This window comes from Micromonospora sp. WMMD1120 (genome assembly GCF_029626235.1).
GTDB lineage: Bacteria > Actinomycetota > Actinomycetes > Mycobacteriales > Micromonosporaceae > Micromonospora.
Window position 1 is genome coordinate 2,452,224 of sequence record NZ_JARUBO010000005.1, and the last position, 20,599, is coordinate 2,472,822.

Genomic DNA, 20,599 nt, shown 5'->3' on the forward strand with positions numbered 1-20,599 from the left:
GTCGGCGGGGGTACGGCCTGACCCGACGCGCCCGCAACGACACCGTTCCGCAGGACGCCGACCAGTGGAGGCCGCGCGATGGAGAGCCGACTCAAGGTGCTGGGCCACCCGGTCCATCCGATGCTGGTGATGTTCCCGGTCGCCCTGCTGGTCACCGCGGTGCTGTTCGACGTGGTGGACACCGTGGGCGGTCCCGACTTCCTCGGCGAGGTCGCGTACTGGAACATCACCGTCGGCCTGATCGGCGGTCTGCTGGCCGCGGCGGCCGGCTCGTTCGACCTGCTGGCGATCCCGACCGGCACCCGCGCCAAGCGGGTGGGTCTGTTGCACGCGGCCGCCAACGTCGCGGTGATCCTGCTCTTCGCCGCGGTGTGGGCGGTCCGGCTCAACGCGGAATCCCGGGCCGCCGGTGGCGCGCTGATCGCCATCGAGGTGGTGGCGGTGGCCATCCTCGGCATCAGCGCCTGGCTCGGTGGCGAGCTGGTCGATCGGCTCGGTGTCGGCGTGGACCCGGACGCCGGCCTGGACGCGCCCAGCTCACTGCGGCCGCCCGCGGCCGCCCAGCGGATCGGAGAGGTGCGATGAGCGAGCAGCAGACCGGCGGTTTCGGTCGCGGTTGGCGGGGTGGCCGGCAGCAGGGCTGGGACCCGATGGGCGAGTTGCAGTCGCTGCGCGCCGAGCTGAGTCGCCTGGTCGGCGGCCGGTCCGGCACGTCCGACGTCGACCTGACCGAGACCTCGGACGGCTGGGAGGTCGTCGTCCGGCTGCCGGGAGTGGCGCCGGAGGAGGTGGCTGTCGAGCTGGACGACCGCGAGTTGTGCGTGCGCGCCCGTTCGGAGGCGGAGGTCAACGCCGACCACGGCATCCCGGGCGGCTTCGAGACCCGTGGTTTCGAGTACCGCGTCGACCTGCCGTCCCGAGTCGACCCGGACACCATCGACGCGGTCATGGATCACGGCCTGCTCCGGGTCCGCCTGCCGCGGGCGAAGCGGCCCGCGCCGCGCACCATCACCGTGGGCCGCACCGGGCCGCGCTCCGGCGACCTCTCCACGGGTACGCCGATGCCGGCCGATCCCGCCGCGGACCGGGAGATGCACCGCCCGGACACCGCTGGCGAGATCGACCGCCCGTAGCGGGCTGCGTGGTCACCCCGACCCTGCTCGGCCCGACCGCCGAGCGCCTTCCCGACGTGCGGCGGATCGCCGTGCTGCGCGCCAACGCGCTCGGCGACTTCATCTTCGTGCTACCGGCGCTCGACGCGTTGCGCAACGCGTACCCCTCGGCGGAGATCGTGTTGCTCGGGGCGCCGTGGCACGCGAAGCTCTGGCGCGACCGGCCCGGCCCGGTGGACCGGGTGCTCGTGGTGCCGCCGGCGCCGGGCATCCGTACGCCCGATCCGGGCGAGCCGGAGTCGTCAATGGACGAGTTCGTGGCCGCCGCCACCGAGGCGGCCTTCGACGTGGCGGTGCAGGCCCACGGCGGCGGGGCCAACTCGAACCCGCTGATCAGTCGTCTCGGCGCCCGGCTCACCATCGGGCTGCGAGCCGACGACGCCCCGCCGCTGGACCGGTGGCTCCGCTACGTCTACTACCAGCACGAGGTGATCCGTTATCTGGAGCTGGTGGCGCTGGCCGGAGCGCCGGCCACCACCATCGTGCCGACGCTGGCGGTGACCGACGCCGACCGGGCCGAGGCGGCCCGGGTGCTCGGGCCGGCGGTCCGACCCCGGGTGGCGTTACATCCGGGCGCCAGCGACACCCGCCGTCGTTGGCCCGCGGAACGGTTCGCCGAGGTGGCCCGCGCCCTGCACGAGGACGGTTACGAGGTGCTGGTCACCGGCACGCCCGCCGAGCAGGAGGTGGTGGACCGGGTCGTCGCCGCGGCCCAGGCGCCGGTACGACCACAGGTGGGCACGCTCAGCCTCGGCGGGCTGGTCGGTTGCTACGCCGACTGCGCGCTCGTCGTCTCGAACGACACCGGCCCCCTGCACCTGGCCGCCGCCGTCGACACGCCCACGGTGGGGATCTTCTGGGTCGGCAACCTGATCAACACGGCGAACCCGCTGCGGGGACGGCACCGGCCGATCTGCTCCTGGACGGTGCACTGCCCGGTCTGCGGTGTGGACTGCACGCCCGGCATCTATCCCGACCGGCCCGGCGACGGGGAGTGCCCGCACCGGGACTCGTTCGTCACCGACGTCCCGGTGGCCGAGGTGCGGGCAGCCGCCCGCGAGCTGCTCAGCGCCTAGGTCAGGCCGGCTGTGCGGCGTCCTCGTCGGCGAGGACGACCTCCCATGCCTCCACGTCCCGCTCGGTGACAGTGGTGGGCGACTCCAGGTGGTACGCGCCGCTGGGCAGGATGCCCGCCCCGCCGTGCCGGGACAGCACCGCGAGCTGCGCCGCCACGTCCTCACCCTGGTGTTTCGCCTGCACCCGACGCCAGAACTCGAAACCACCGGACGCGACGAGTTTGGCCCTGTCGTAGAGCACGCACCCGCCGATCCAGGAGACCTTGTACGCCCGCCACGACCCCGCCGGCAACGCCAGCCGCTCGGTGATGTGCAGCAGGTTGGCCGCCGAGTGGACCCGGGCGCGGCTCCACTCCGGCGTGTCGGGCCGGATCCGCTCCGGAGTCGGCGGGCCGGCCCACTCCTCGTAGTGCCCGTGCGTCTCCGGCCGCAGGTCGTCGAGGTAGGACAGCCCGTGCACCCCGTTTCCGACAAAGCCGCAGCCCAGCTCACCGATGGCGGTGACCAGGCGACGCAGCGTCCCCGGTTCCAACCAGACGTCGTCGTCGAGGGTCAACACGTACCGGGCGGCCGAGGCGGCGAGCAGGTACGCCCGGTGTTCGGCCAACCCGCGCCGGGGCAGTCGCCGGGTCAGCAGCACCGGATGACCACGGTGGCGCAGTGCCCGGACCATCGTGGCGGCGGCCGGGTGCGCGTACGCCGGCTCCCCGTCGGACTGGTCGCTGACCACCACCCCGAAACCGGGCAGCCCCTCCTGGGCGGCGAGCCCGCTCAGGGTGACCGCCAGCTCGGCGGGCCGGTTCCGGGTGGGGATCAGCACGTCGACGAGCCGGTCGGCGCGGAACTTGTCGGCATCGCCCAGGGCGAGAGGGCGGTTCACGACGCCTGGGTACGGGCGCGCAGCGGCTCGTCGGGCGCTACCTGCGCGGACGCGTCCCGGCTGTGCGACCGGATCCGCTCGATGATCGCCGAGGTGGACCGGTCCGGCACGTAGCCCAGGGTGCGTACCTGGCCGCCCAGCCGGCGTACCAGCGGCGCCTCCGGCACCAGCTCCGGCGGATAGTCGCCGCCCTTGACGTACACGTCCGGTCGGACCGCCTCGATCAGCGCGGCGGGCGAGTCCTCCTCGAAGACCACCACGTGGTCCACGCAGGAGAGCGCGGCGAGCAGCGCCCCACGGTCCTCGACCGGGTTGACCGGCCGGTCCGGGCCCTTCAGCCGTCGTACGCTGCCGTCCGAGTTGACCGCCACGATCAGCAGGTCGCCCAGGGCGCGGGCCTGCTCCAGGTAGCGCACGTGCCCACGGTGCAGCACGTCGAAGCAGCCGTTGGTGAAGACCACCGACCGTCCCGCCTCGCGGTGCTCGGCGACTATCGCGTCCAACTCGTCGCCGCCGACCAGCCCGGGATGACTCGTTGTTCCGGTCGGTTGGTCGAGGGCGGCGAGCAGGTCGTCCCGCCGGCACACGCAGGTGCCGGTGTCCGAGACGGTGATGGTGGCCGCCAACTGGGCGAGCTGGGCGGCGGTGGGCAGCGGGGCGTCGGCGGCCAGGGCCAACGTCATCGCCGCCAGATACGCGTCACCGGCGCCCACGGCGTGACTCGCCGGGACCGGGGTGCTGTGACTACGCCGCGGCTCCCCGTCGACGCCGCCGACCACCGCACCCTCGGTGTCCAGGGTCACCGCGACCACGTCGGCGCCGGTGTGCGCGCGCAGCTCGGCCAGGCGCGACTCGGCCAGGACCGCCCGGTCGACCCCCTCGCCGGCCTGCGTGTTCACCGTGACTCCGGTGCCGGTGACGCTGAGCCCGTCGCCGGTCAGGGCCACCCGGCTCTCACCCGGCGTGGGTTCGCCGACCGGTCCCTGACGGTCGTCGAGCGCCGGCGCTGTCGCGTCGTCGGCGCGTACGCCACCCGGGGCCACCCCCGCCGTCATCTCGGACGGCCCGTCGACCCGGTCGCCGTCGGGGTGTTCCAGGTGCAGGTCGGGTCCACCCGTCGGTCGGGCCCGTCCACCGGCGCGGGCGAGCAGCCGGGTCGCCTCGGCGAAGCTGGGAGTGACGACAGTCGGCGCGAGCCCTCGCCAGTCGGCCAGGTCGTGGGCGTCCAGCGCGACAGTGGCGTACCGCTCGCGGTTCTCGACGAGCCACGCGCGGACCGGCGCGGGCAGCGCGCCCAGGCCGTAGTCGCAGACCACCAGCGTCGGGGCCTCCCCACCGGCGGCGGCGCGTAGCTCCTCGGTGGCGCAGCTCAGGGCGGTGAGCAGCCGATCCACGCCCTCGGGGTCGAGGGCGTCGTCCGGGTCGCCGGAGTCCTCGCGCAGCAGGATCTGGTTACCGGCCAGCATCCGCCGCTTCACCGGGGTCGGCCGTCCGGGCTGGTTGACGGTTCGGTCCCAGACGCCGGCCCGGTCCAGGCAGTCGTGCAGTTCGTCGCCGGCGACGTCGGCGCCGACCGGTGCCACCAGCACCGCACGGCCACCGAGGGCGGCGACGTTGACGGCGGTGTTCGCGGCCCCGCCAGCGGCGGAGATTCGTCGACGCAGGGTGAGGACCGGGGCGGGCGCCTCCCGGCAGAGCCGGTCGGACTCGGCGAACCGCCACTCGTCCAACATGGCGTCACCGACGATCAGGACTGGGCGTCCGAGCCAGCTCTCCACGACGGTGGCGAGCCGGCGCTGTTCCGCTGCTGCTCCTGCCATGCCTCCCCGGGTCCCCACCGCCCTCCCGACCAAACCTGGGCACGGACCGGTGCCGCCGCAGGTCGGACCGCCTCCGGCGGTTCCGCACCGGTCGGTCTGTTTCGGGCGTTCGGGGGCGGGAAGGAGGTTGAGGTACCCCGGAAAGGAGATGTACCGAGATGGCAGCGACACTCCAGGGCAAGCGGATCGCCTTCCTGGCCGCCGACGGCGTCGAGGAGGTCGAGTACGTCCAGCCGCGCGAGGCGGTCGAGAACGCCGGCGCGACCGTCGAGCTGGTCTCACTCAAGCCCGGTTCCATCCAGTCCTTCAACCACCTGGACCACTCCAAGACGTACGACGTGGACGTGACCGCCGACCAGGCGGACGCCGCCGGTTACGACGCGTTGGTGCTGCCCGGCGGGGTGGCGAATCCCGACTTCCTGCGCGGCGACCCGGACGCGGTGCGGTTCGTGAAGGCGTTCTTCGACGCGGGCAAGCCGGTGGCGGTGATCTGCCACGGCCCGTGGACGCTGATCGAGGCGGACGTCGTACGGGGGCGGCGCATCACCTCCTGGCCCACCCTGCGTACCGACCTGACGAACGCCGGCGCCACCTGGGTGGACGAGGAGTGCGTGACGGACGGCAACCTCACCAGCAGCCGCAAACCAGACGACCTCCCGGCCTTCTGCCAAGAAATCACAAAAACCTTCGCGTAGGCCTGATGCCGCACCCCGCCCCGCCCCCGCACCCCGCCCCCGCCCCGCCCCGCCCTGTTGATCATGAAGTTATGGCCAACCAGCTCGGCGTGTCTTGGTCATAACTTCATGATCAACGGGGTGGGGGTGGGGCGGGGCGGGGGCGGGGTGGGGTGGACGGGGTGGCGCATGTTTTGCCGGTGGCGGGATAGAAGGACACATGACCGAAGCCTCCGCCGCGCCGGTGCTGAACCGTCAGCAGATCCGGCTGCTCATGGTCGGCCTGATGACCGGCATGTTGTTGGCCGCGCTCGACCAGACGATCGTCGGTACGGCACTGCCGACGATCGTCGGCGAGCTGGGCGGAATCAACCACTACTCGTGGGTGGTCACCGCGTACCTGCTCGCCTCCACCGCGTCGACGCCGCTCTACGGCAAGATGGCCGACCTGTACGGGCGCCGCCCGGTCTTCCTCTTCTCGATCGGCACGTTCCTGGTCGGGTCGTTGCTGGCCGGGCTGTCGCAGAACATGACCCAGTTGATCGCCACCCGGGGCATCCAGGGTCTCGGCGCCGGTGGTCTGCTGACGCTCGCGTTCACCATCATCTCGGACGTGGTGTCGCCCCGTGAGCGTGGCCGCTACCAGGGACTGTTCGGCGCGGTCTTCGGCATCTCCTCGGTCGCCGGGCCGCTGGTCGGTGGTTACTTCGCGGAGACCGACTGGCGGTGGATCTTCTATATCAACGTGCCGCTGGCGATCCTGGCCATCGTGGTGTGTTACCACGTGATGCGGCTGATCCCGTTCGAACGACGGGACCACTCGATCGACTGGCTCGGCGCCGGCCTGCTGGTCGCCGGGGTGAGCAGTCTGCTGCTGGCGCTGAGCTGGGGTGGCAACGAGTACCCGTGGGGCTCCGGGGTGATCATCGGCCTCATCGTCGCGGGCGCGGTGCTCGGCGTGCTCTTCGTGGTGCAGGAGGCCCGGGTCGCCGAGCCGATCCTGCCGCTGCGGCTGTTCCGCAGCGCCACGTTCGCGCTGGCCAACGGGGCCGGCTTCGTGCTCGGTCTGGTGATGTTCGGGTCGATCATCTTCATCCCGCTGTATCTGCAGATCGTCAAGGGGGCCTCACCGACCCGGAGCGGTCTGCTGATGCTGCCGATGATGGCGGGCATCATCGTCACCTCGATCATCACCGGCCGGGCGATGAGCCGGATCGGCCGGTACAAGTGGTTCCCGGTGGCCGGGTCGGCGACCCTGGTGGTGGGCATGTTGCTCTTCACCCAGCTGCACGTCGGCACGTCGCTCTGGCTGGCGTTCGGGTTCATGGTGGTGATCGGCGTCGGCCTGGGTCTCTGCATGCAGTCGCTGGTCCTCGCGGTGCAGAACGCGGTCTCCGTCCGGGACCTCGGCGCCGGTACGTCCTCGGCGACGTTCTTCCGGTCGCTGGGTGGCTCGTTCGGGGTGGCGATCCTCGGCACGCTGCTGTCGTCCCGGCTGAGTTCGCAGTTGGCCGACCGGTTGCCCGGCGCGATCGCTCAGCTTCCGCCGGAGCAGCGGGCCGCTGTCGCGGCCAGCGGCGGCACGAACATCTCGATCAACGACCCGGCGAGCATCATGGCGCTGCCCGATGCGGTCCGGGCCGCCATCCAGGAGTCGTTCGTCGGGTCGCTGCACCTGGTCTTCCTGACCGCCGGGCTGATCGCGATCCTGGCCGTGCTGGTCACCCTGGCGATGCCGAACAGCGTGCTGCGCGGGGCGGGTCCGCAGGGTGCCACCGGTGGCGCCGACCCGCTGGGCGGGAAAGCCCCGTCCCCCGGCGGCAAGCCGCTGACCCGCGAGTCCAAGGACGAGGCCGCCGCCGACATGGAGGCCAAGTCGCAGACGATGATCTGAGTGCGTCGACTTGATCGACACGAGGTCACTGAAGTCGGGGTATCCCGAAGAGAACACCCCGACTTTCAGAAACCCGAGTCGATCAAGCCAGGCTGAGCCGATCAAGCCAGGCTGAGCCGGTTCGGACTCCCTCCTTGAGCAGGCGCTCGGTGGCAAGGGCCGGCCTACTTGAGGATGAGCCGGTTGGTCTTCTCGAAGACGTCCAGATCGGCGAGCGTCTCGATGACCGAGGGGGAGAGCGGGGCGGGGAACCGGTCGCGGGGGAAGAAACCAGCGTCGGTGGTCTCGTCGGTGACCCGGGTCAGTTGCCCGTCCCACTCCTCCACCTTGAACGCCGTGGTGAAGATCTGGTACGTGTGCCCGTACATGTTGGTGCTGGTCCGGTCCGGGCTGGTGTAGAGGGCGAACGCGCAGACCCGGAGCGCGCGCAGGCCGGTCTCCTCACGGACCTCGCGGACCGCGCAGTCGGCGATCGACTCGCCCAGCTCCATCGCCCCGGCCGGCATGGCCCACTGGCCGTTGTCCGAGCGTTTGATCAGCAGGATTCGTCCGGCGTCGTCGTTGACCACGGCCCGGGCGCCGACGAACATCAGCGTCCGGTCCCCGGCCAGCGCGCGTAGCTGCCCCACGTACGAGTCGGCCCAGGAGATGCTCACCCGCGCCAATTTACCGGGGGTTCCCAACGTGTGACCGCCGACACTAACTTGTCACCCATGCGTAGCACGATGATGGATGCCCCTCTGCAGATCTCCCGGATCCTCGACCACGGGGCAGGGGTGCACGGCACGGCCGAGGTGGTCACCTGGACGGGCGCCGAGCCCCGCCGGATGACGTACGCCGAGGTGGGCCGGGCCGCCGCCCGGCTGGCACACGGGCTGCGCGACGCGTGCGGAGTGACCGGCGACGAGCGGGTCGCCACCTTCATGTGGAACAACAACGAGCACCTGGTGGCCTACTTCGCGGTGCCGAGCATGGGCGCGGTGCTGCACACGCTCAACATCCGACTCTTCCCCGACCAGGTCGCCTACATCGCCAACCACGCCGAGGACCGGGTGGTGCTCGTCGACACCACGCTCATCCCGCTGCTGGCCCGGGTGCTCGGCGAGCTGACCACGGTGCGGCACGTGGTGGTGGTCGGCGGTGGCGACCCGGCCCTGCTGGTCGCGGCGGCGGGTGACCGGATCACCGTGCACCACTGGGACGACCTGCTCGCCGACCGGCCCGACACGTACGACTGGCCGGAGGTGGACGAGCACGACGCGGCAGCGCTCTGCTACACGTCCGGCACCACCGGCAACCCGAAGGGCGTGGCCTACTCGCACCGGTCGATCTACCTGCACTCGTTGCAGGTCTGCATGCCGGAGGGCTTCGGGCTCGGGCCGACCGACCGGGAGCTGGCCATCGTGCCGATGTTCCACGCCATGTCCTGGGGCCTTCCGTACGCGGCCTTCCTGTCCGGCGCGTCGCTAATCATGCCGGACCGCTTCCTCCAGGCCGCCCCGATCGCGGAGATGATCGCCGCGGAGCGGCCCACCCTGGCCGGGGCGGTGCCGACCATCTGGACCGACCTGCTCGCCTACCTGGACAGCCACGACGTGGACACGTCCTCGCTCGGCGAGGTGATCGTCGGTGGGTCGGCCTGCCCGCCGGCGTTGATGCACGCGTTCGACGAGCGGCACGGGATCGACGTCATCCACGCCTGGGGGATGACCGAGATGTCCCCGCTCGGGTCGGTGTCGCGCCCGCCCGCGGGAGTGACGGGCGACGAGGCGTGGCGCTACCGCTACACCCAGGGGCGGGTGCCGGCGGGCGTGCGCGCGCGGATCGTCGGCCCGGCCGGTGAGCCACTGCCCGCCGACGGCCAGGCCGTGGGCGAGCTGGAGGTCCGTGGGCCGTGGGTGACCGCCCGGTACGTCGGCGACGACGAGCCGGACGCCGAGAAGTTCCGCGACGGCTGGCTACGCACCGGTGACGTCGGCACGCTCTCGCCGGACGGGTACATCACGCTCACCGACCGCGCCAAGGACGTGATCAAGTCCGGGGGCGAGTGGATCTCCTCGGTCGAGCTGGAGAACGCGCTGATGGCCCACCCGGCGGTGCTGGAGGCGTGCGTGGTGGGCGTTCCGGACGAGCGGTGGGACGAGCGACCGCTGGCCACCGTCGTGGTCCGGGAGGGCGCGTCGACGACAGCCGAGGAGCTGCGGGACTTCCTGGCCGGGTCGGTGGCGCGCTGGCAGTTGCCCGAGCGCTGGGCCTTCATCGACGAGGTGCCGAAGACCAGCGTGGGCAAGTTCGACAAGAAGGTCGTCCGTTCGCGGTACGCGGGAGGCGAGCTTACTGTCCGGGAGCTGACAGCCCCGTAACGTTTTCCCCGGCACTGTCGCCTGTTGGGGCGGGAGTACTCCTGAACATCCCTCCCCAGGGGCGGCCCCGGCGTTCGCACCGCGCCGGGGCCGCCCGCTCCACGCGGGGTCAACCCGCACCGTCATTGTTGCGAAAATTATTCGGTTCTGTCCGGGTGACGGAGAAATCGGACGCCCGGCGACCCGATCAGGCGTCGCTGGTGGTGATGAGCACCTTGCCCACCGTCGCGTCCTCCACCGCCTGGTGCGCGGTGGCCGTGTCAGCCAGCGGGTAGTAGTGCAGCGGCAAACCGGCATCCGCCCCGACCCGGATCGCGCCCTGGCTGGCCGCCGCCGCCACGTCCTTCACGCCCTGCGCCTTGGCCGCCTTCGGCTCGGTGTAGACGAGCACGAACTGCCAGCGCGCGTTCGGCACCATCTGCGGGCGGATCGGAATGGTCACCTCCGCGCCGCCGCCGTCGGCGTACACGCAGACCGCCCCGCCGTGCCTGAGCACCTGCACGTCCGTCGCCGCGTTCTGCGCCGGGGCGACCTCGACGATGGTGTGCACGCCGTCGGGAGCGACCTTGCGGACCTCCTCGACCACGTCCTGCTCCCGATAGTCGATCACGTAGGAGGCGCCGGCCGCCGCCGCGAGCTGCGCCTTCTCCGCGCTGCTCACCGTGGCGACGACGGTGGCGTCGGCCCACCGGGCGAGCTGGATCGCGGCGTTGCCGACCGCGCCCGCGCCCCCCTGCACCAGCACCGTGTGGTCCGCCAGCGCGCCGGGACGCAGCGTGTCCGGCATGAACTCGCCGGCCGTCAGGCAGCGGTGCGCGGTCAGGAACGGGATGCCCAGGGCGGCGCCCAACTCGAACGCGGCGTCGCCCAGGCGTACCGCCTGCCGGACCGGCACCAGCGTGTACTCCGCCGACGTGCCCCACTGCCGCTGCCAGGCGGCCTCCCAGAGCCACACCCGCTCACCGATCAGGTCGGGGTCGACCCCCTCGCCGACGGCCTCCACCACGCCCGCGCCGTCCTGCCCGGGAATCTGCCACCCGTCCGGGGTCGAGGTGCGGCGGGACTTCCAGTCGGTGGGGTTGACCCCGGAGACCGCCATCCGGACCAGGACCTCGCCCGCGCCCGGCTCCGGCACCGGCCGGTCCACCAGCCTCAGCACCGAGGGATCGCCGCTGCGTTCGTACACGATGGCTTTCATCGGTGGTCTCTACCCCGCTCGGCCCGGGTCAACCCAGCCCGGCGACCAGCTCCGGGGTCAGCTCGCCGATCGCGCCCAGCGTCACCGCGGCCAGCGCCGCCGCGTCCGGGTCGAGGGGGTACGAGCCGTGCGGCACCGCGATCACCCGCATGCCCGCCGCGGCGGCCGAGCGCACCCCGTTCGACGAGTCCTCCACCGCCACGCAGCTCGCCGGGTCGATGCCGAGGCGTCGCGCGACGGTCAGGTAGACGTCCGGCGCGGGCTTGCCCCGCTCGGTCTGCTCGGTGCTGAGGGTCGCGCCGAACGCGTCGGTCAGACCGGTGGCGGCCAGCGCCGCCTCGATCAGCCGGGTCGGCGAGGAGCTGGCCAACCCGAGCGGCCACCGCCCGGCCAGCCGGCGGACGACCTGGTCGGCGCCGGCGATCAGCGGCACGTGGGCCCGGTAGCGGTCGGTCATCTCCTCGACGACCTCGGTGGCGACCTGCTCGGCGGTACGGTTCACGCCCAGCTCGCCGCTGAGGTAGCGGGCCCACTCGCCGGTGCTCATCCCCATCAGCCGACGCTGGGTGTCCGGTTGCCACGTCCCGCCGTGCGCCGCCACGTACGCCCGGCGGACCTCCTCCCACACCGGCTCGGAATCCACGATCACGCCGTCCAGGTCGAACACCACCGCATCCGTCACGGGCCCATCCTGCCCGACCGACGGGCGTCCGGTCAGCCGGGCAGCGCGGGCAGGCCGACCACACTGCCCTCCGGCACCAACGCGTGACCGGACCGGACGATCGGCTCCAACAGCTCCCGGAGGCGGTCGCTGTGCTCGGGGCCGAGCGTCCGCCACGGGTGCGCGGCCGCCCGGTCGGTGTTGTCCTCGACGGACTGGAACTCGGCCCGGCCGTGCTCGGTGGGCGCGCCGTCAGCGGTCAGCCAGCCCCGCCGGACCAGCCGCTCCCGGGCGGCCTGCCACTGCTCCTCGGTCCAGCCCCGACCCAGCAGATACTGTGCCGGCAGACCGTCGAGCGCGACCCGCCAGGCCAGCGTCTCCACCGGGTCCAGCCCGGCGGCCACCAGAGCGGCCACGTGCCCGTCGCCCCGGTGCTCGCGCAAGGTGGTGGCGGCCTGCCAGAGCCGAGCCAGCGGATATTCCCCGAGCGGCAACGCCGCGTTGGCCGCGCCGAGCACCCGGCCGGCGGTCTGTGCCGCCGAAGCGGCGCGTTCCAGCAGGTCGGCGGCCTCGGCCAGGTGCGACTCCGGCAGCTCGTAGGTCAGCTCCGCAAGCGCCTGCACGGCACCGGTGAGGCGGGCGCGGAGCGTCTCCTGCGGGGTGGCCAGGCGCCACACCGCAGGCAGCGCGCGAGTCACCATCGGCGGCGCGAAGTTGAAGAAGGCGGCGATCACCGGGGCCGCCTCGGTGGCGCCCAGCGGCGCGGAACGACCGGCGAAGTAGCCGCGCCAGTAGCCGCGCAACCCGACCGCCTCGTACGCGGCGCGGGCCCGGGGGTGCAGATAGGTGACCGCGTGCACGGGCTCGACGTACGCCCACATCAACCGGGCGGTCCGCCCCGACTCGTCCAGCGCCGTCATCTGCCCTCCGCGTCCCGGTCCCGGATGCTCACCCCGGGCGGCGAACCGCCCGGGGTGACGCCGAACCTACTGCCGGTGGGTGACGGGCCGGAAGCCCCATGTGAACAACCCCATCGCGCCCCGGCGACAACCGGGACGACCCGGACAGGTCACTGGGCGGCGAGCACGTCCACGACGAAGCGCAGCGGACCGGTCGGGCGTCCACCGGCGGCCGCGGCGTCGTTGCCGTACGCCAGCTCGCCCGGAATGTCGAGCTGCACCCGGCTGCCCACCGTCACACCGACCAGGCCCTGGTCCCAGCCGGGGATGACCTGACCCACGCCGATCGGGAAGGTGGCCGGCTGCCCGCTCGACCAGGAGGAGTCGAACTCCTTGCCGTCCTTGAAGAACACCCCCACGTAGTTGGTGGTGATGTTCTGGCCCTTCTTCACCTCCGGACCCTTGCCCTTGATCAGCGGGGTGACGGTGAGCTTCTTGAGCTCACCCGTGCCCGGCGTCACCGTCGGCTTGCTGCCCAGCGCCGGGTCGGCGCCCTCGGGCAGCTGCGGGGCGGGCGGCGCGCCGGCGGCGTCGGGGGTCGGGGCGGTGGCGGACGGGGTCGCGTCGGCCTGGTTCGTGGGCTTGTCGTCGTCACCCCCGCCGATCGTCACGAAGACGGCGATCAGCACCCCGACCACGGCGACCGCGGCGAGGCCGCTGGCCCACGCGTTGCGCTTGCGCCTCGCGTCGGCCGCCTTCTTCGCCGCCAACTGGGCGGCCAACCGGCGTCCCGACTTGGTCGCCGGGCTCTGCTCCTGGCCCGCCGACCGGTTCTCCTGCGTCCGCTCGCTCACGTCGTCGACTCCCTGCTGCGAAGTGTGGCCGGCACCCGGTGCCGGGGGGAAAGCCGACGCACACGGTACCCGCATGACGGCCCACCGTGCCCGCCGCGCACCGCTCGGATCGCCCAGCGCGGCAGTTCCGGGGCGTTCCGGGGCGGTCAGTCCGGGACGACCATGAAGTCGGTCACGAACGAGGTGATCCGGCCGTCGGCGGTCCGGCCGATCCAGGTGCCGTAGCAGCCGTCCCCCCAACCGGTGCACACAGTGACCAGGTTGGCCCCGGTGGCCTCGTCCAGGACGGCCGTGATCAGCCCCGGAACCGGGGAGGCGGGCAGCTTGGCCGGGATGAAGACATCGTCGACGCGCTCCTCGTCCCAGCCTTCCAACGCTGCGAGCGCGGTCGGGTCGGCGAGCGTGCCGATGCCGGCGTCCACCCCGTACCCGAAGTAGTCGTCGGCGCCGAGGGTGGCGACGTCCTGGTCGCCCGCCACGGCCGGCTCCCAGCGGGTGGGCGCCTCGTCGGCGACCACCAGCTCCAGCGCCGCGACCCGCCTGTCCACCTCGGCGTCCTCGCGGAGCACCACCGCCACCCAGGCGCGGGCGGGATAGCGCCCCGGCGGTACCGCGACGGTGAACGGCTCGGCATCCGGGCAGACCAGCGGGTCACAGCCGACCACCTGACCGGTCGGCAGCACGATGTCGTCCACCGGGTGGACCTCGATCAGGTAACCGCCGTGCTCGTCGGTGAAGCGGGCGCCGGGCGTCAGCAACCGGTCCAGGTCAGGGGTGTACGGCATGAGGGCTCCTCCGGTCGCCAGCGGCGGGCGGAGCGTACCCGGCCGGGCGGACACGACGCCGCCTGCCGGCGGCGTCAGGCGCTCTTGCGTGGGGCGGTCTTGCGCGTGGCGGTCTTCTTCGCCGGCTCCGCCTTCTTCGCCGAGGTCTTCTTGGCGGTGGTCTTCTTCGCCGGTTCGGCGGCCGTCTTCTCGGCCGTCTTCTTCGCCGCCGTCTTCTTCGCCGGCGCCTTGGCCGCCTTCTTCTCGGCCGCCTTCTGCGCCGAGCGGGCCGACGAGATGGGGGTCGGCGCACCGCCACCACCGCCTCCGGCGGGCTGCTCGCCGCGCGCTGCCTTGGCGCGCTCCACCGAGGCCTTCAGCGCCGCCATCAGGTCCACGGCCGCGGCCGGCGCCTCCTCGACCTCCTCCGGCTGGACGACCTCGCGACCCTCCACCTTGGCGTCGATGACCTCCTGCAAGGCGGCCCGGTAGTCGTCGGTGAACACGTCCGGCTCGAACTCGCCGGTCATCGAGTCGATCAGCGAGCTGGCCATCGCCAGCTCCGGCGGACGCACCTTGAGGTCCTCGTCGAGAAAGCCGAAGTCCGGGGTACGGATCTCGTCCGGCCAGAGCATCGTGTTGAGCAGCAGCACGCCCTCACGGACCCGCAGTGTGGCGAGCTGCTCGCGCTGGCGCAGCGCCACCTTGACGATGGCCACCCGCTCCGAGTCGATGAGCGCGTCGCGAAGCAGCACGTACGGTTTGGTCGCCGCGCCCTCCGGCTCCAGGAAGTAGGCCTTGTTGTAGAGGATCGGGTCGACCTGCTCGGCCGGCACGAACTCCAGCACGTCGATGGCCCGCGAGCTGGTCAGCGGCAGATCGGCGAAGTCCTCGTCGGTGAGGATCACCATCTCGCCGCCGCCGATGTCGTAGCCCTTGGCGATGTCGTCGTAGGTGACCTCCTCGCCGCAGACCGAGCAGGTGCGCTTGTAGCGGATCCGACCGCCGTCCTCGCGGTGCACCTGGTGGAACCGGATGTCCTTCTCCTCGGTCGCGGAGTAGAGCTTCACCCCGATCGAGACGAGCCCGAACGACACGGCTCCCTTCCAGATGGCACGCATCCTGCGCTCCCTTCCCCGATATCGACCATGCTCGCATCCGAAGGAACCGGACGCGAGGTGTTCGGCCTGCTACTACAGTCGGGTCGTGCCCGGCGCGCCGCTCAAGCCGATGCTCGCGATGACCGGGCCGCTCCCGGCGGGTGACGGCTGGGCGTACGAGTTCAAGTGGGACGGGGTCCGCGCGCTCGCCGACATCTCCGGTGGTGGTCAGCACCTCTATGCCCGCTCCGGCGTGCAGATCACCGCCGCGTACCCGGAACTGGCCACGCTGCCCGAGCAGGTCGGTGACGCGCTGCTCGACGGCGAGGTGGTGCTGCTCGGCGAGAGCGGACAGCCGTCGTTCACCGCGCTGGCCGAGCGGATGCACGTACGGGACCGGAACAAGGCGGCCCGCCTGGCCGCGGTGATGCCGGTGACGTACATGATCTTCGACCTGCTCCGCCTGGACGGCGACGACCTGACCGGCTGGCCGTACCAGCGTCGCCGAGAGGCGCTGGACGGGCTGGGCCTCGGCGGCCCCCGGTGGGCGGTGCCCCCGATGTTCGCCGACGGGCCGGCCACCTACGAGGCGGCCGGTGAGCACGGCCTGGAGGGGGTGATGGCCAAGCGGGTCGCCTCGGTCTACCGCCCCGGAGTGCGGTCACCCGACTGGGTGAAGGTCAAGTTGGAGGTGACCGGCGACTTCGTGATCGGCGGCTGGCGGCCGGGCGCGCGCCGGATCGGCGGGCTGCTGGTAGGGGTGCCCGGCCCGGACGGCCTGTTGATCTACCGGGGGCGGGTCGGCGGCGGGATCGGCGCGGCCATCGAGCGGCAACTCCTGGCCGAGTTGGAGCCGCTGCGCTCCGGCGTGTCACCGTTCGCGCCCGGTGTGCCCCGCGAGGATGCCCGGGGCGCCATCTGGGTAACACCCCAGGTGGTGGTGGAGGTGAAGTACGGCCAGCGCACCCCCGACGGCCGGCTGCGCTTCCCCCGGGTGCTGCGGTTGCGTCCGGACAAACCCCCCGAGGAGGTCGACGATGCCGGCTGAACGGCTGCGGGTGGACGTCGAGGGCCGTTCGCTGGAGCTGTCCAACCTGGACAAGGTGCTCTACCCGGCGGCCGGGTTCACCAAGGGCGAGGTGATCGACTACTACACCCGGATCTCCCCGGTTCTGCTGCCGCACCTGCGGGACCGCCCGGTCACCCGGATCCGCTTCCCCAACGGGGTGGACGACAAGTCGTTCTTCGAGAAGAACACGCCAGCCGCGACCCCGGACTGGGTGCGGGTGGAGAACCTGCCCGCGCCCGGGTCGACGAAGGGCCGGGAGACCATCGACTACGTGATCGCCGACGACCTGCCCACCCTGGTCTGGCTGGCGAACCTGGCCGCGTTGGAGCTGCACACGCCGCAGTGGAAGGTCGGCCAGCACCCGGACATGATGGTCGTCGACCTGGACCCGGGGCCGCCGGCCGGGCTGGCCGAGTGCTGCCCGGTGGCGGTGCTGATGCGCGACCGCCTGGCCGACGACGGCATCGAGTCGTACCCGAAGACGTCCGGCAAGAAGGGCATGCAGCTCTGCTGCCCGATCGCCGGCACCCAGTCGTCCGACCTGGTCTCCGACTACGCGCGCCGGATCGCCCAGGAATTGGAGAAGGCCCACCCGAAGCTGGTCGTGTCGAAGATGGCGAAGAACCTGCGCCCCGGCAAGGTCTTCATCGACTGGAGCCAGAACAACGCGGCGAAGACCACCGTCGCCCCGTACTCGCTGCGGGCCCAGTCAGCGCCGTCGGTCTCGACGCCGCTGACCTGGGACGAGGTGGAGGCCGGCGCCCGCGGGCGGAGACCGGCCGTGCGCCAGTTCACCGCCGCCGAGGTCCTGGCCCGGATCGAGGAGTACGACGACCTGCTCGCCCCGCTGCTCGACGGCGGGCCGGAACTGCCGGCGCGCTGACAACCTTCGGCCCGCTCGCGGCGTGTAAGGCGCGTGATCGACCAACAGAAACCACCGCCCGCGGCGGACCGGTCCTACGCCGCGTTCGTCGAGGTGGCCGCGCAGCGACATATCCGGCTGGCCATGCTGCTCAGCGGCAAGATCAAGAGGTGGAACGGGGAGGTCCGGCGTCCACTCCTGTGGACGCCGGGCCAGGTAACCGCCTGTCGCCGCCGGTGGCTCAACGTGACGCCCTCACCGGTCCCAACCCCACCGCTCACCCCCTTTGCTTTGCTTATGCATATGCACCACGGGCTTCACCTGCCGGTTCGTCTGGTTTCCGGATCCTGGGGAGCCAGAGCCGCGTTGACGGAGCGTGTCTGGTGCGTCCGCGGCGGCAGAGCAAAGGGGGGCGGGAGGGGGGTGGTGGTCTGGCGGGTGGTCACGGAGTGTGATCGGCCCGGAGCCCGCCTCCAGCGGGTGCGGCGCGTAGCCGCCACCAGGCGCACACGACCAGGCTGGCCGTGATGACGGTGACCGCGATGTCGCCGGCCAGCGCCGCGGCCGGGCTCCCCGGGGAGTACGGCGGCACCAGGTACGCGAACGCCGCCGCCATCACCAGGCTCGCAGAGCCGGCCGCGAGCACGTGGCGCTGCGTCCAACCGGCGCGCGACGCCCAGTAGGCGACCAGGCTCCCGAGGCCGGCGGCGAGCGTCACCGCGAGGGCCACTCCCGCCCAGCCGGACGCCAGCTCGCGGCCGAGCGGGACGACGGCGACCGCCAGGCCCACCCAGAGCGGATGCGGTGCCCGGCTGCCGCGTCGCTCGGCGCCGGTGAGCGAGGGTCGTGGGCGAGGGTGCCGCCAGCGGGGCAGCAGGGCGGCCGTGGCGAGGGCGAGGACCATCGCGGCGGCGACGGCGAGCTGGAGCGGGCTGGCCAGGAAGTCCTTCCGGCCGCTGCTGTCCGAGAAGATCAGCAGGCTACCGAGCAGATAGAGCACGCCGACCACCACGAGTCCGGGCCGGCGCAGCCACGGGCGGAGCCGGCGGTCCGCACCGAGGAACGACTCGACCAGCACGATCGGCGCACAGATGGTCAACACGACGTGGTTGCCCACGAAGTCGATCGCCTGCCCGGCGCTGAACCCGAGCCCTGGCACGACTGTCGCCTCGTCGGCGGCGGCCGCGTCCGCGTACTGCGTGTCGTCCAGGTGGTCGAGGTTGAACAGCGACTGGTCGACCAGACAGGCCTGGAGCACACCGTACGCGGCGGCGAGCAGCACGATCGTCGGCCAGCCAGCGCCGAGACGCCGGGCGGTCTCCCGGATCAGGATCGCCGCCCCGCCGTACATCGGGCCGAGGAAGACGAGCACCGGCAGGAAGTCGTCGATGGCGAAGCCACCCCACGAGCACTCGGCCACCCACGGCGCGAGCAACAGCAACGCCATCACCGGCACGAGCCGGTGGCGCAACGAGAGCCGGTCGGCGGGGCCCGATGCGGCGTGCGGCGCGGCGGGACGGTCGGCGGGGTCGGGTTCGGGCGGCACGGGTGCTCCTCGGCGGCTCGGCGGTCGTCGTCGGTCACGGTGCGCGAGCCATCCGGCCAGCCGCTACGGCCATCGGCCGACGGGGACGGCGACCAAGGTCGTTGCGTAGGGTGGTGCCGACGTCGTCACCACCGGGAGCACGCGGATGCAGACACACGCCACGACCGACCTGTCGGTCCCGTCCACCGCCGCCGAGAGCCCGCTGCTCAGCTACCGCGACGAGGCGACCGGTGAGCGCGTCGACCTCACCGCCCAGCAGGTCGGCGCGTGGTCCGCGCGCAGCGCGAGCCTGCTGCGGGACGGCTGTGGGCTCGGCCCCGGCAGCCGCGTAGCGGTGCTGCTGCCGCCGCACTGGCGTACCGCAGCGGTGTTGTTGGGCGCCTGGGCGTGCGGCCTGGCGGTGTCGTTCCGGCCGCGCGCCACGGCGGGCCTGCCGGTGTTGGAGCCCGACGGCGACCGGCCGTTCGACGCGGTCCTCGTGACGCCCGAGCGGCAGGACGACTGGCTGGAGGACGTGCCGGACGCGCCGCACCGCTACCTCGTCGGCACCGGGCCGGGGCGGTTGACCGACGTGCCGTTGGGCTGGTTGGACTGGTCCGCCGAAGTGCTCCGCCACCCCGACGTCACGCCCGACCACACCGCCATCCACCCGTCGGACCCGGCGAGCGCGGATGGCACCACCTACGGTCAGTGGGGCGCGCTCGCCCGGGAGGTCGCCGGAATGCTCGATCTGCGCGCCGGTGACCGACTGCTGGTCGACGCGGCCGAGCACGAGCAGCCGCTGAAGTGGTTGCTGGCACCGCTGTCGGCCGGCGCGTCGGTGGTCATCAGCGCCAACCTCGACCCGGCCCGGCGGGACGCGATCGTCGCCGCCGAGCAGGTCACCCGGATTCTCTGACCTGGATCTGCGTTCTCGCCTGTTCGACCTGCCGCACGATGGCATGGGCGTCGTGCGCCTGTGCGATGGTGTCCGCCTCGTCGAGGGTCGCGAGCGCGTCCGCGTGGCGGTCCTGGGCGGCGGCGACGTAGGCCAGCCCGACCATGTTGGCGGCCACGCCCGGCAACGCTCCGATCTCTCGGCGCAGCCGTGTCGACTCCTCCAGCCGTTCGCGCGCCTCATCCAGCCGACCGGCCATGTGCGCCGCGATGCCGAGGTGACGCAGCGCCTCGGCCTCGGTCGACCGGTCGCCGACCTGCGCCGCCAGGTGGCGGGACCTCTCGAAGTGCGGAACCGCGGTCTCGTTGTCGCGCCGGATGATCTGGTGCAGGCAGCCGATCCAGAACAGCGCCTCGGCCTGGCCGCGGGTGTCGGCGAGGGCCTGGTACAGCTCGCTCGCGCGCTCGAACAGCGGCAGCTCCGCCGGGTCCTCGACGGGCGAGGTGCCGCCCCGGGCGCGTTCGTCGAGGTACCGCGCGTGCAGCACCCGCCCACGAGCCAGCGCGGCGTCGGCCTCCACCGCGTCCAGGTCCCGTTCGGCGTCGGCCAGTACGCGGACCTCGCCGCCGTACACGGCCTGTTCGTAGAGTTTCCGGGCCCGTTCGATGCGATCTTCGGCGTTCATTCGCCGCCCCCGTCCTGGCATCGCCACTGCGTACCGGATCAGCAGCCTAGTGGTCCACAACCGCGCGGAGCGACCCCAATCAGCGCCGCCTGATCCGGTTCCGTTACATCGCCATCTGCCCTGCTCAGAGGGTCTTTTGCCGATGTCGTCGACGTGTTCTCATACCGGAGCGACGGCATCGTCGACATCGCACCGCTCCCTCATC

General features: G+C 72.3%; 20 protein-coding genes. 9 read left to right on the top strand and 11 right to left on the bottom strand.

Annotated elements, in window-relative coordinates; translation table 11 throughout:
• Positions 1-78: 78 nt before the first annotated feature.
• Genes O7634_RS11600 through O7634_RS11610 form a run of 3 tightly spaced genes read left to right on the top strand, consistent with a single transcriptional unit; the run spans position 79 to position 2,248 of the window.
• A complete protein-coding gene (locus tag O7634_RS11600; protein WP_278150137.1) occupies positions 79-585 on the top strand; it encodes a DUF2231 domain-containing protein in 507 nt (168 codons plus the stop codon).
• Positions 582-1,133, top strand: coding sequence for an Hsp20/alpha crystallin family protein (locus O7634_RS11605; RefSeq protein ID WP_278150138.1), 552 nt, complete (start codon positions 582-584; stop codon positions 1,131-1,133). The genes O7634_RS11600 and O7634_RS11605 overlap by 4 nt, the downstream gene beginning before the upstream one ends.
• Before the next feature lie 8 nt (positions 1,134-1,141).
• Positions 1,142-2,248: a glycosyltransferase family 9 protein gene (locus tag O7634_RS11610; RefSeq protein ID WP_278150139.1), complete on the top strand. Its 1,107-nt coding sequence runs from the start codon at positions 1,142-1,144 to the stop codon at positions 2,246-2,248.
• A 1-nt stretch (position 2,249) separates the two neighbouring features.
• On the opposite strand, the gene O7634_RS11615 is transcribed toward O7634_RS11610, so the two are convergent.
• Positions 2,250-3,128 carry a glycosyltransferase gene (locus O7634_RS11615; RefSeq protein WP_278150140.1) on the bottom strand — a complete coding sequence of 293 codons (879 nt, stop codon included), beginning with the start codon at positions 3,126-3,128 and terminating at the stop codon, positions 2,250-2,252.
• The gene (rfaE2, locus tag O7634_RS11620) at positions 3,125-4,948 is read right to left on the bottom strand and encodes a D-glycero-beta-D-manno-heptose 1-phosphate adenylyltransferase (protein WP_278150141.1); all 1,824 of its coding nucleotides are present in this window, start codon (positions 4,946-4,948) and stop codon (positions 3,125-3,127) included. Before rfaE2 ends, O7634_RS11615 begins: the two co-directional genes overlap by 4 nt.
• A 158-nt stretch (positions 4,949-5,106) precedes the next feature.
• Between rfaE2 and O7634_RS11625 the strand changes: the two genes are divergently transcribed.
• Both O7634_RS11625 and O7634_RS11630 read left to right on the top strand, forming a co-directional pair.
• Positions 5,107-5,643 (top strand): type 1 glutamine amidotransferase domain-containing protein, encoded by a 537-nt coding sequence (locus O7634_RS11625; RefSeq protein ID WP_278150142.1) that lies wholly within the window; start codon positions 5,107-5,109, stop codon positions 5,641-5,643.
• Between the two features lie 199 nt (positions 5,644-5,842).
• Positions 5,843-7,516, top strand: coding sequence for an MDR family MFS transporter (locus O7634_RS11630; RefSeq protein WP_278150144.1), 1,674 nt, complete (start codon positions 5,843-5,845; stop codon positions 7,514-7,516).
• A gap of 164 nt (positions 7,517-7,680) precedes the next feature.
• Here O7634_RS11630 and O7634_RS11635 read toward each other — a convergent pair whose 3' ends face one another.
• Positions 7,681-8,172, bottom strand: a complete 492-nt coding sequence (locus tag O7634_RS11635; RefSeq protein WP_278150145.1) for an NUDIX domain-containing protein — start codon at positions 8,170-8,172, stop codon at positions 7,681-7,683.
• Positions 8,173-8,244: 72 nt separating this feature from the next.
• Here O7634_RS11635 and O7634_RS11640 point away from each other — a divergent pair, with 72 nt between their 5' ends.
• Positions 8,245-9,879: a fatty acid--CoA ligase gene (locus O7634_RS11640; RefSeq protein ID WP_278153944.1), complete on the top strand. Its 1,635-nt coding sequence runs from the start codon at positions 8,245-8,247 to the stop codon at positions 9,877-9,879.
• A gap of 187 nt (positions 9,880-10,066) precedes the next feature.
• On the opposite strand, the gene O7634_RS11645 is transcribed toward O7634_RS11640, so the two are convergent.
• The 6 genes from O7634_RS11645 to O7634_RS11670 all read right to left on the bottom strand — a co-directional run bounded on the left by O7634_RS11645 (position 10,067) and on the right by O7634_RS11670 (position 15,376).
• On the bottom strand, positions 10,067-11,077 hold the full coding sequence (locus tag O7634_RS11645; RefSeq protein WP_278150146.1) for an NADPH:quinone reductase: 1,011 nt from the start codon (positions 11,075-11,077) through the stop codon (positions 10,067-10,069).
• Positions 11,078-11,105: 28 nt separating this feature from the next.
• A complete protein-coding gene (locus tag O7634_RS11650; protein ID WP_278150147.1) occupies positions 11,106-11,759 on the bottom strand; it encodes an HAD family phosphatase in 654 nt (217 codons plus the stop codon).
• Between the two features lie 32 nt (positions 11,760-11,791).
• A complete protein-coding gene (locus O7634_RS11655; RefSeq protein WP_278153945.1) occupies positions 11,792-12,619 on the bottom strand; it encodes a hypothetical protein in 828 nt (275 codons plus the stop codon).
• Between the two features lie 188 nt (positions 12,620-12,807).
• Positions 12,808-13,566, bottom strand: coding sequence for an FKBP-type peptidyl-prolyl cis-trans isomerase (locus O7634_RS11660; protein ID WP_278150148.1), 759 nt, complete (start codon positions 13,564-13,566; stop codon positions 12,808-12,810).
• A gap of 71 nt (positions 13,567-13,637) precedes the next feature.
• A complete protein-coding gene (locus O7634_RS11665; RefSeq protein WP_278150149.1) occupies positions 13,638-14,276 on the bottom strand; it encodes a DUF4241 domain-containing protein in 639 nt (212 codons plus the stop codon).
• Positions 14,277-14,350: 74 nt separating this feature from the next.
• Positions 14,351-15,376, bottom strand: coding sequence for a Ku protein (locus O7634_RS11670; RefSeq protein ID WP_278150150.1), 1,026 nt, complete (start codon positions 15,374-15,376; stop codon positions 14,351-14,353).
• Positions 15,377-15,461: 85 nt separating this feature from the next.
• Here O7634_RS11670 and ligD (O7634_RS11675) point away from each other — a divergent pair, with 85 nt between their 5' ends.
• Together ligD (O7634_RS11675) and ligD (O7634_RS11680) are read left to right on the top strand one after the other, a co-directional pair.
• Positions 15,462-16,403: a non-homologous end-joining DNA ligase gene (gene ligD, locus O7634_RS11675; RefSeq protein WP_278150151.1), complete on the top strand. Its 942-nt coding sequence runs from the start codon at positions 15,462-15,464 to the stop codon at positions 16,401-16,403.
• Positions 16,393-17,307 (top strand): non-homologous end-joining DNA ligase, encoded by a 915-nt coding sequence (ligD, locus tag O7634_RS11680; protein ID WP_278150152.1) that lies wholly within the window; start codon positions 16,393-16,395, stop codon positions 17,305-17,307. Before ligD (O7634_RS11675) ends, ligD (O7634_RS11680) begins: the two co-directional genes overlap by 11 nt.
• Positions 17,308-17,728: 421 nt before the next feature.
• Here ligD (O7634_RS11680) and O7634_RS11685 read toward each other — a convergent pair whose 3' ends face one another.
• Positions 17,729-18,832, bottom strand: a complete 1,104-nt coding sequence (locus tag O7634_RS11685; RefSeq protein ID WP_278150153.1) for a hypothetical protein — start codon at positions 18,830-18,832, stop codon at positions 17,729-17,731.
• Positions 18,833-18,977: 145 nt separating this feature from the next.
• Here O7634_RS11685 and O7634_RS11690 point away from each other — a divergent pair, with 145 nt between their 5' ends.
• Positions 18,978-19,730, top strand: coding sequence for a TIGR03089 family protein (locus O7634_RS11690; protein WP_278150154.1), 753 nt, complete (start codon positions 18,978-18,980; stop codon positions 19,728-19,730).
• Here O7634_RS11690 and O7634_RS11695 read toward each other — a convergent pair.
• Positions 19,714-20,394: a tetratricopeptide repeat protein gene (locus O7634_RS11695; protein WP_278150155.1), complete on the bottom strand. Its 681-nt coding sequence runs from the start codon at positions 20,392-20,394 to the stop codon at positions 19,714-19,716. The two genes, O7634_RS11690 and O7634_RS11695, sit on opposite strands and share 17 nt — an antisense overlap.
• Positions 20,395-20,599 lie beyond the last annotated feature (205 nt).

Bases quoted from the DNA above. Each gene is read 5' to 3' on its own strand.
- O7634_RS11600 (WP_278150137.1), top strand. From the start codon at position 79: ATGGAGAGCCGACTCAAGGTGCTGGGCCACCCGGTCCATCCGATGCTG.
- O7634_RS11605 (WP_278150138.1), top strand. From the start codon at position 582: ATGAGCGAGCAGCAGACCGGCGGTTTCGGTCGCGGTTGGCGGGGTGGC.
- rfaE2 (WP_278150141.1), bottom strand. From the start codon at position 4,948: ATGGCAGGAGCAGCAGCGGAACAGCGCCGGCTCGCCACCGTCGTGGAG.
- O7634_RS11625 (WP_278150142.1), top strand. From the start codon at position 5,107: ATGGCAGCGACACTCCAGGGCAAGCGGATCGCCTTCCTGGCCGCCGAC.
- O7634_RS11630 (WP_278150144.1), top strand. From the start codon at position 5,843: ATGACCGAAGCCTCCGCCGCGCCGGTGCTGAACCGTCAGCAGATCCGG.
- O7634_RS11640 (WP_278153944.1), top strand. From the start codon at position 8,245: ATGGATGCCCCTCTGCAGATCTCCCGGATCCTCGACCACGGGGCAGGG.
- O7634_RS11645 (WP_278150146.1), bottom strand. From the start codon at position 11,077: ATGAAAGCCATCGTGTACGAACGCAGCGGCGATCCCTCGGTGCTGAGG.
- O7634_RS11655 (WP_278153945.1), bottom strand. From the start codon at position 12,619: ATGTGGGCGTACGTCGAGCCCGTGCACGCGGTCACCTATCTGCACCCC.
- O7634_RS11660 (WP_278150148.1), bottom strand. From the start codon at position 13,566: ATGCGGGTACCGTGTGCGTCGGCTTTCCCCCCGGCACCGGGTGCCGGC.
- O7634_RS11665 (WP_278150149.1), bottom strand. From the start codon at position 14,276: ATGCCGTACACCCCTGACCTGGACCGGTTGCTGACGCCCGGCGCCCGC.
- O7634_RS11670 (WP_278150150.1), bottom strand. From the start codon at position 15,376: ATGCGTGCCATCTGGAAGGGAGCCGTGTCGTTCGGGCTCGTCTCGATC.
- ligD (WP_278150152.1), top strand. From the start codon at position 16,393: ATGCCGGCTGAACGGCTGCGGGTGGACGTCGAGGGCCGTTCGCTGGAG.
- O7634_RS11690 (WP_278150154.1), top strand. From the start codon at position 18,978: ATGCAGACACACGCCACGACCGACCTGTCGGTCCCGTCCACCGCCGCC.
- O7634_RS11695 (WP_278150155.1), bottom strand. From the start codon at position 20,394: ATGAACGCCGAAGATCGCATCGAACGGGCCCGGAAACTCTACGAACAG.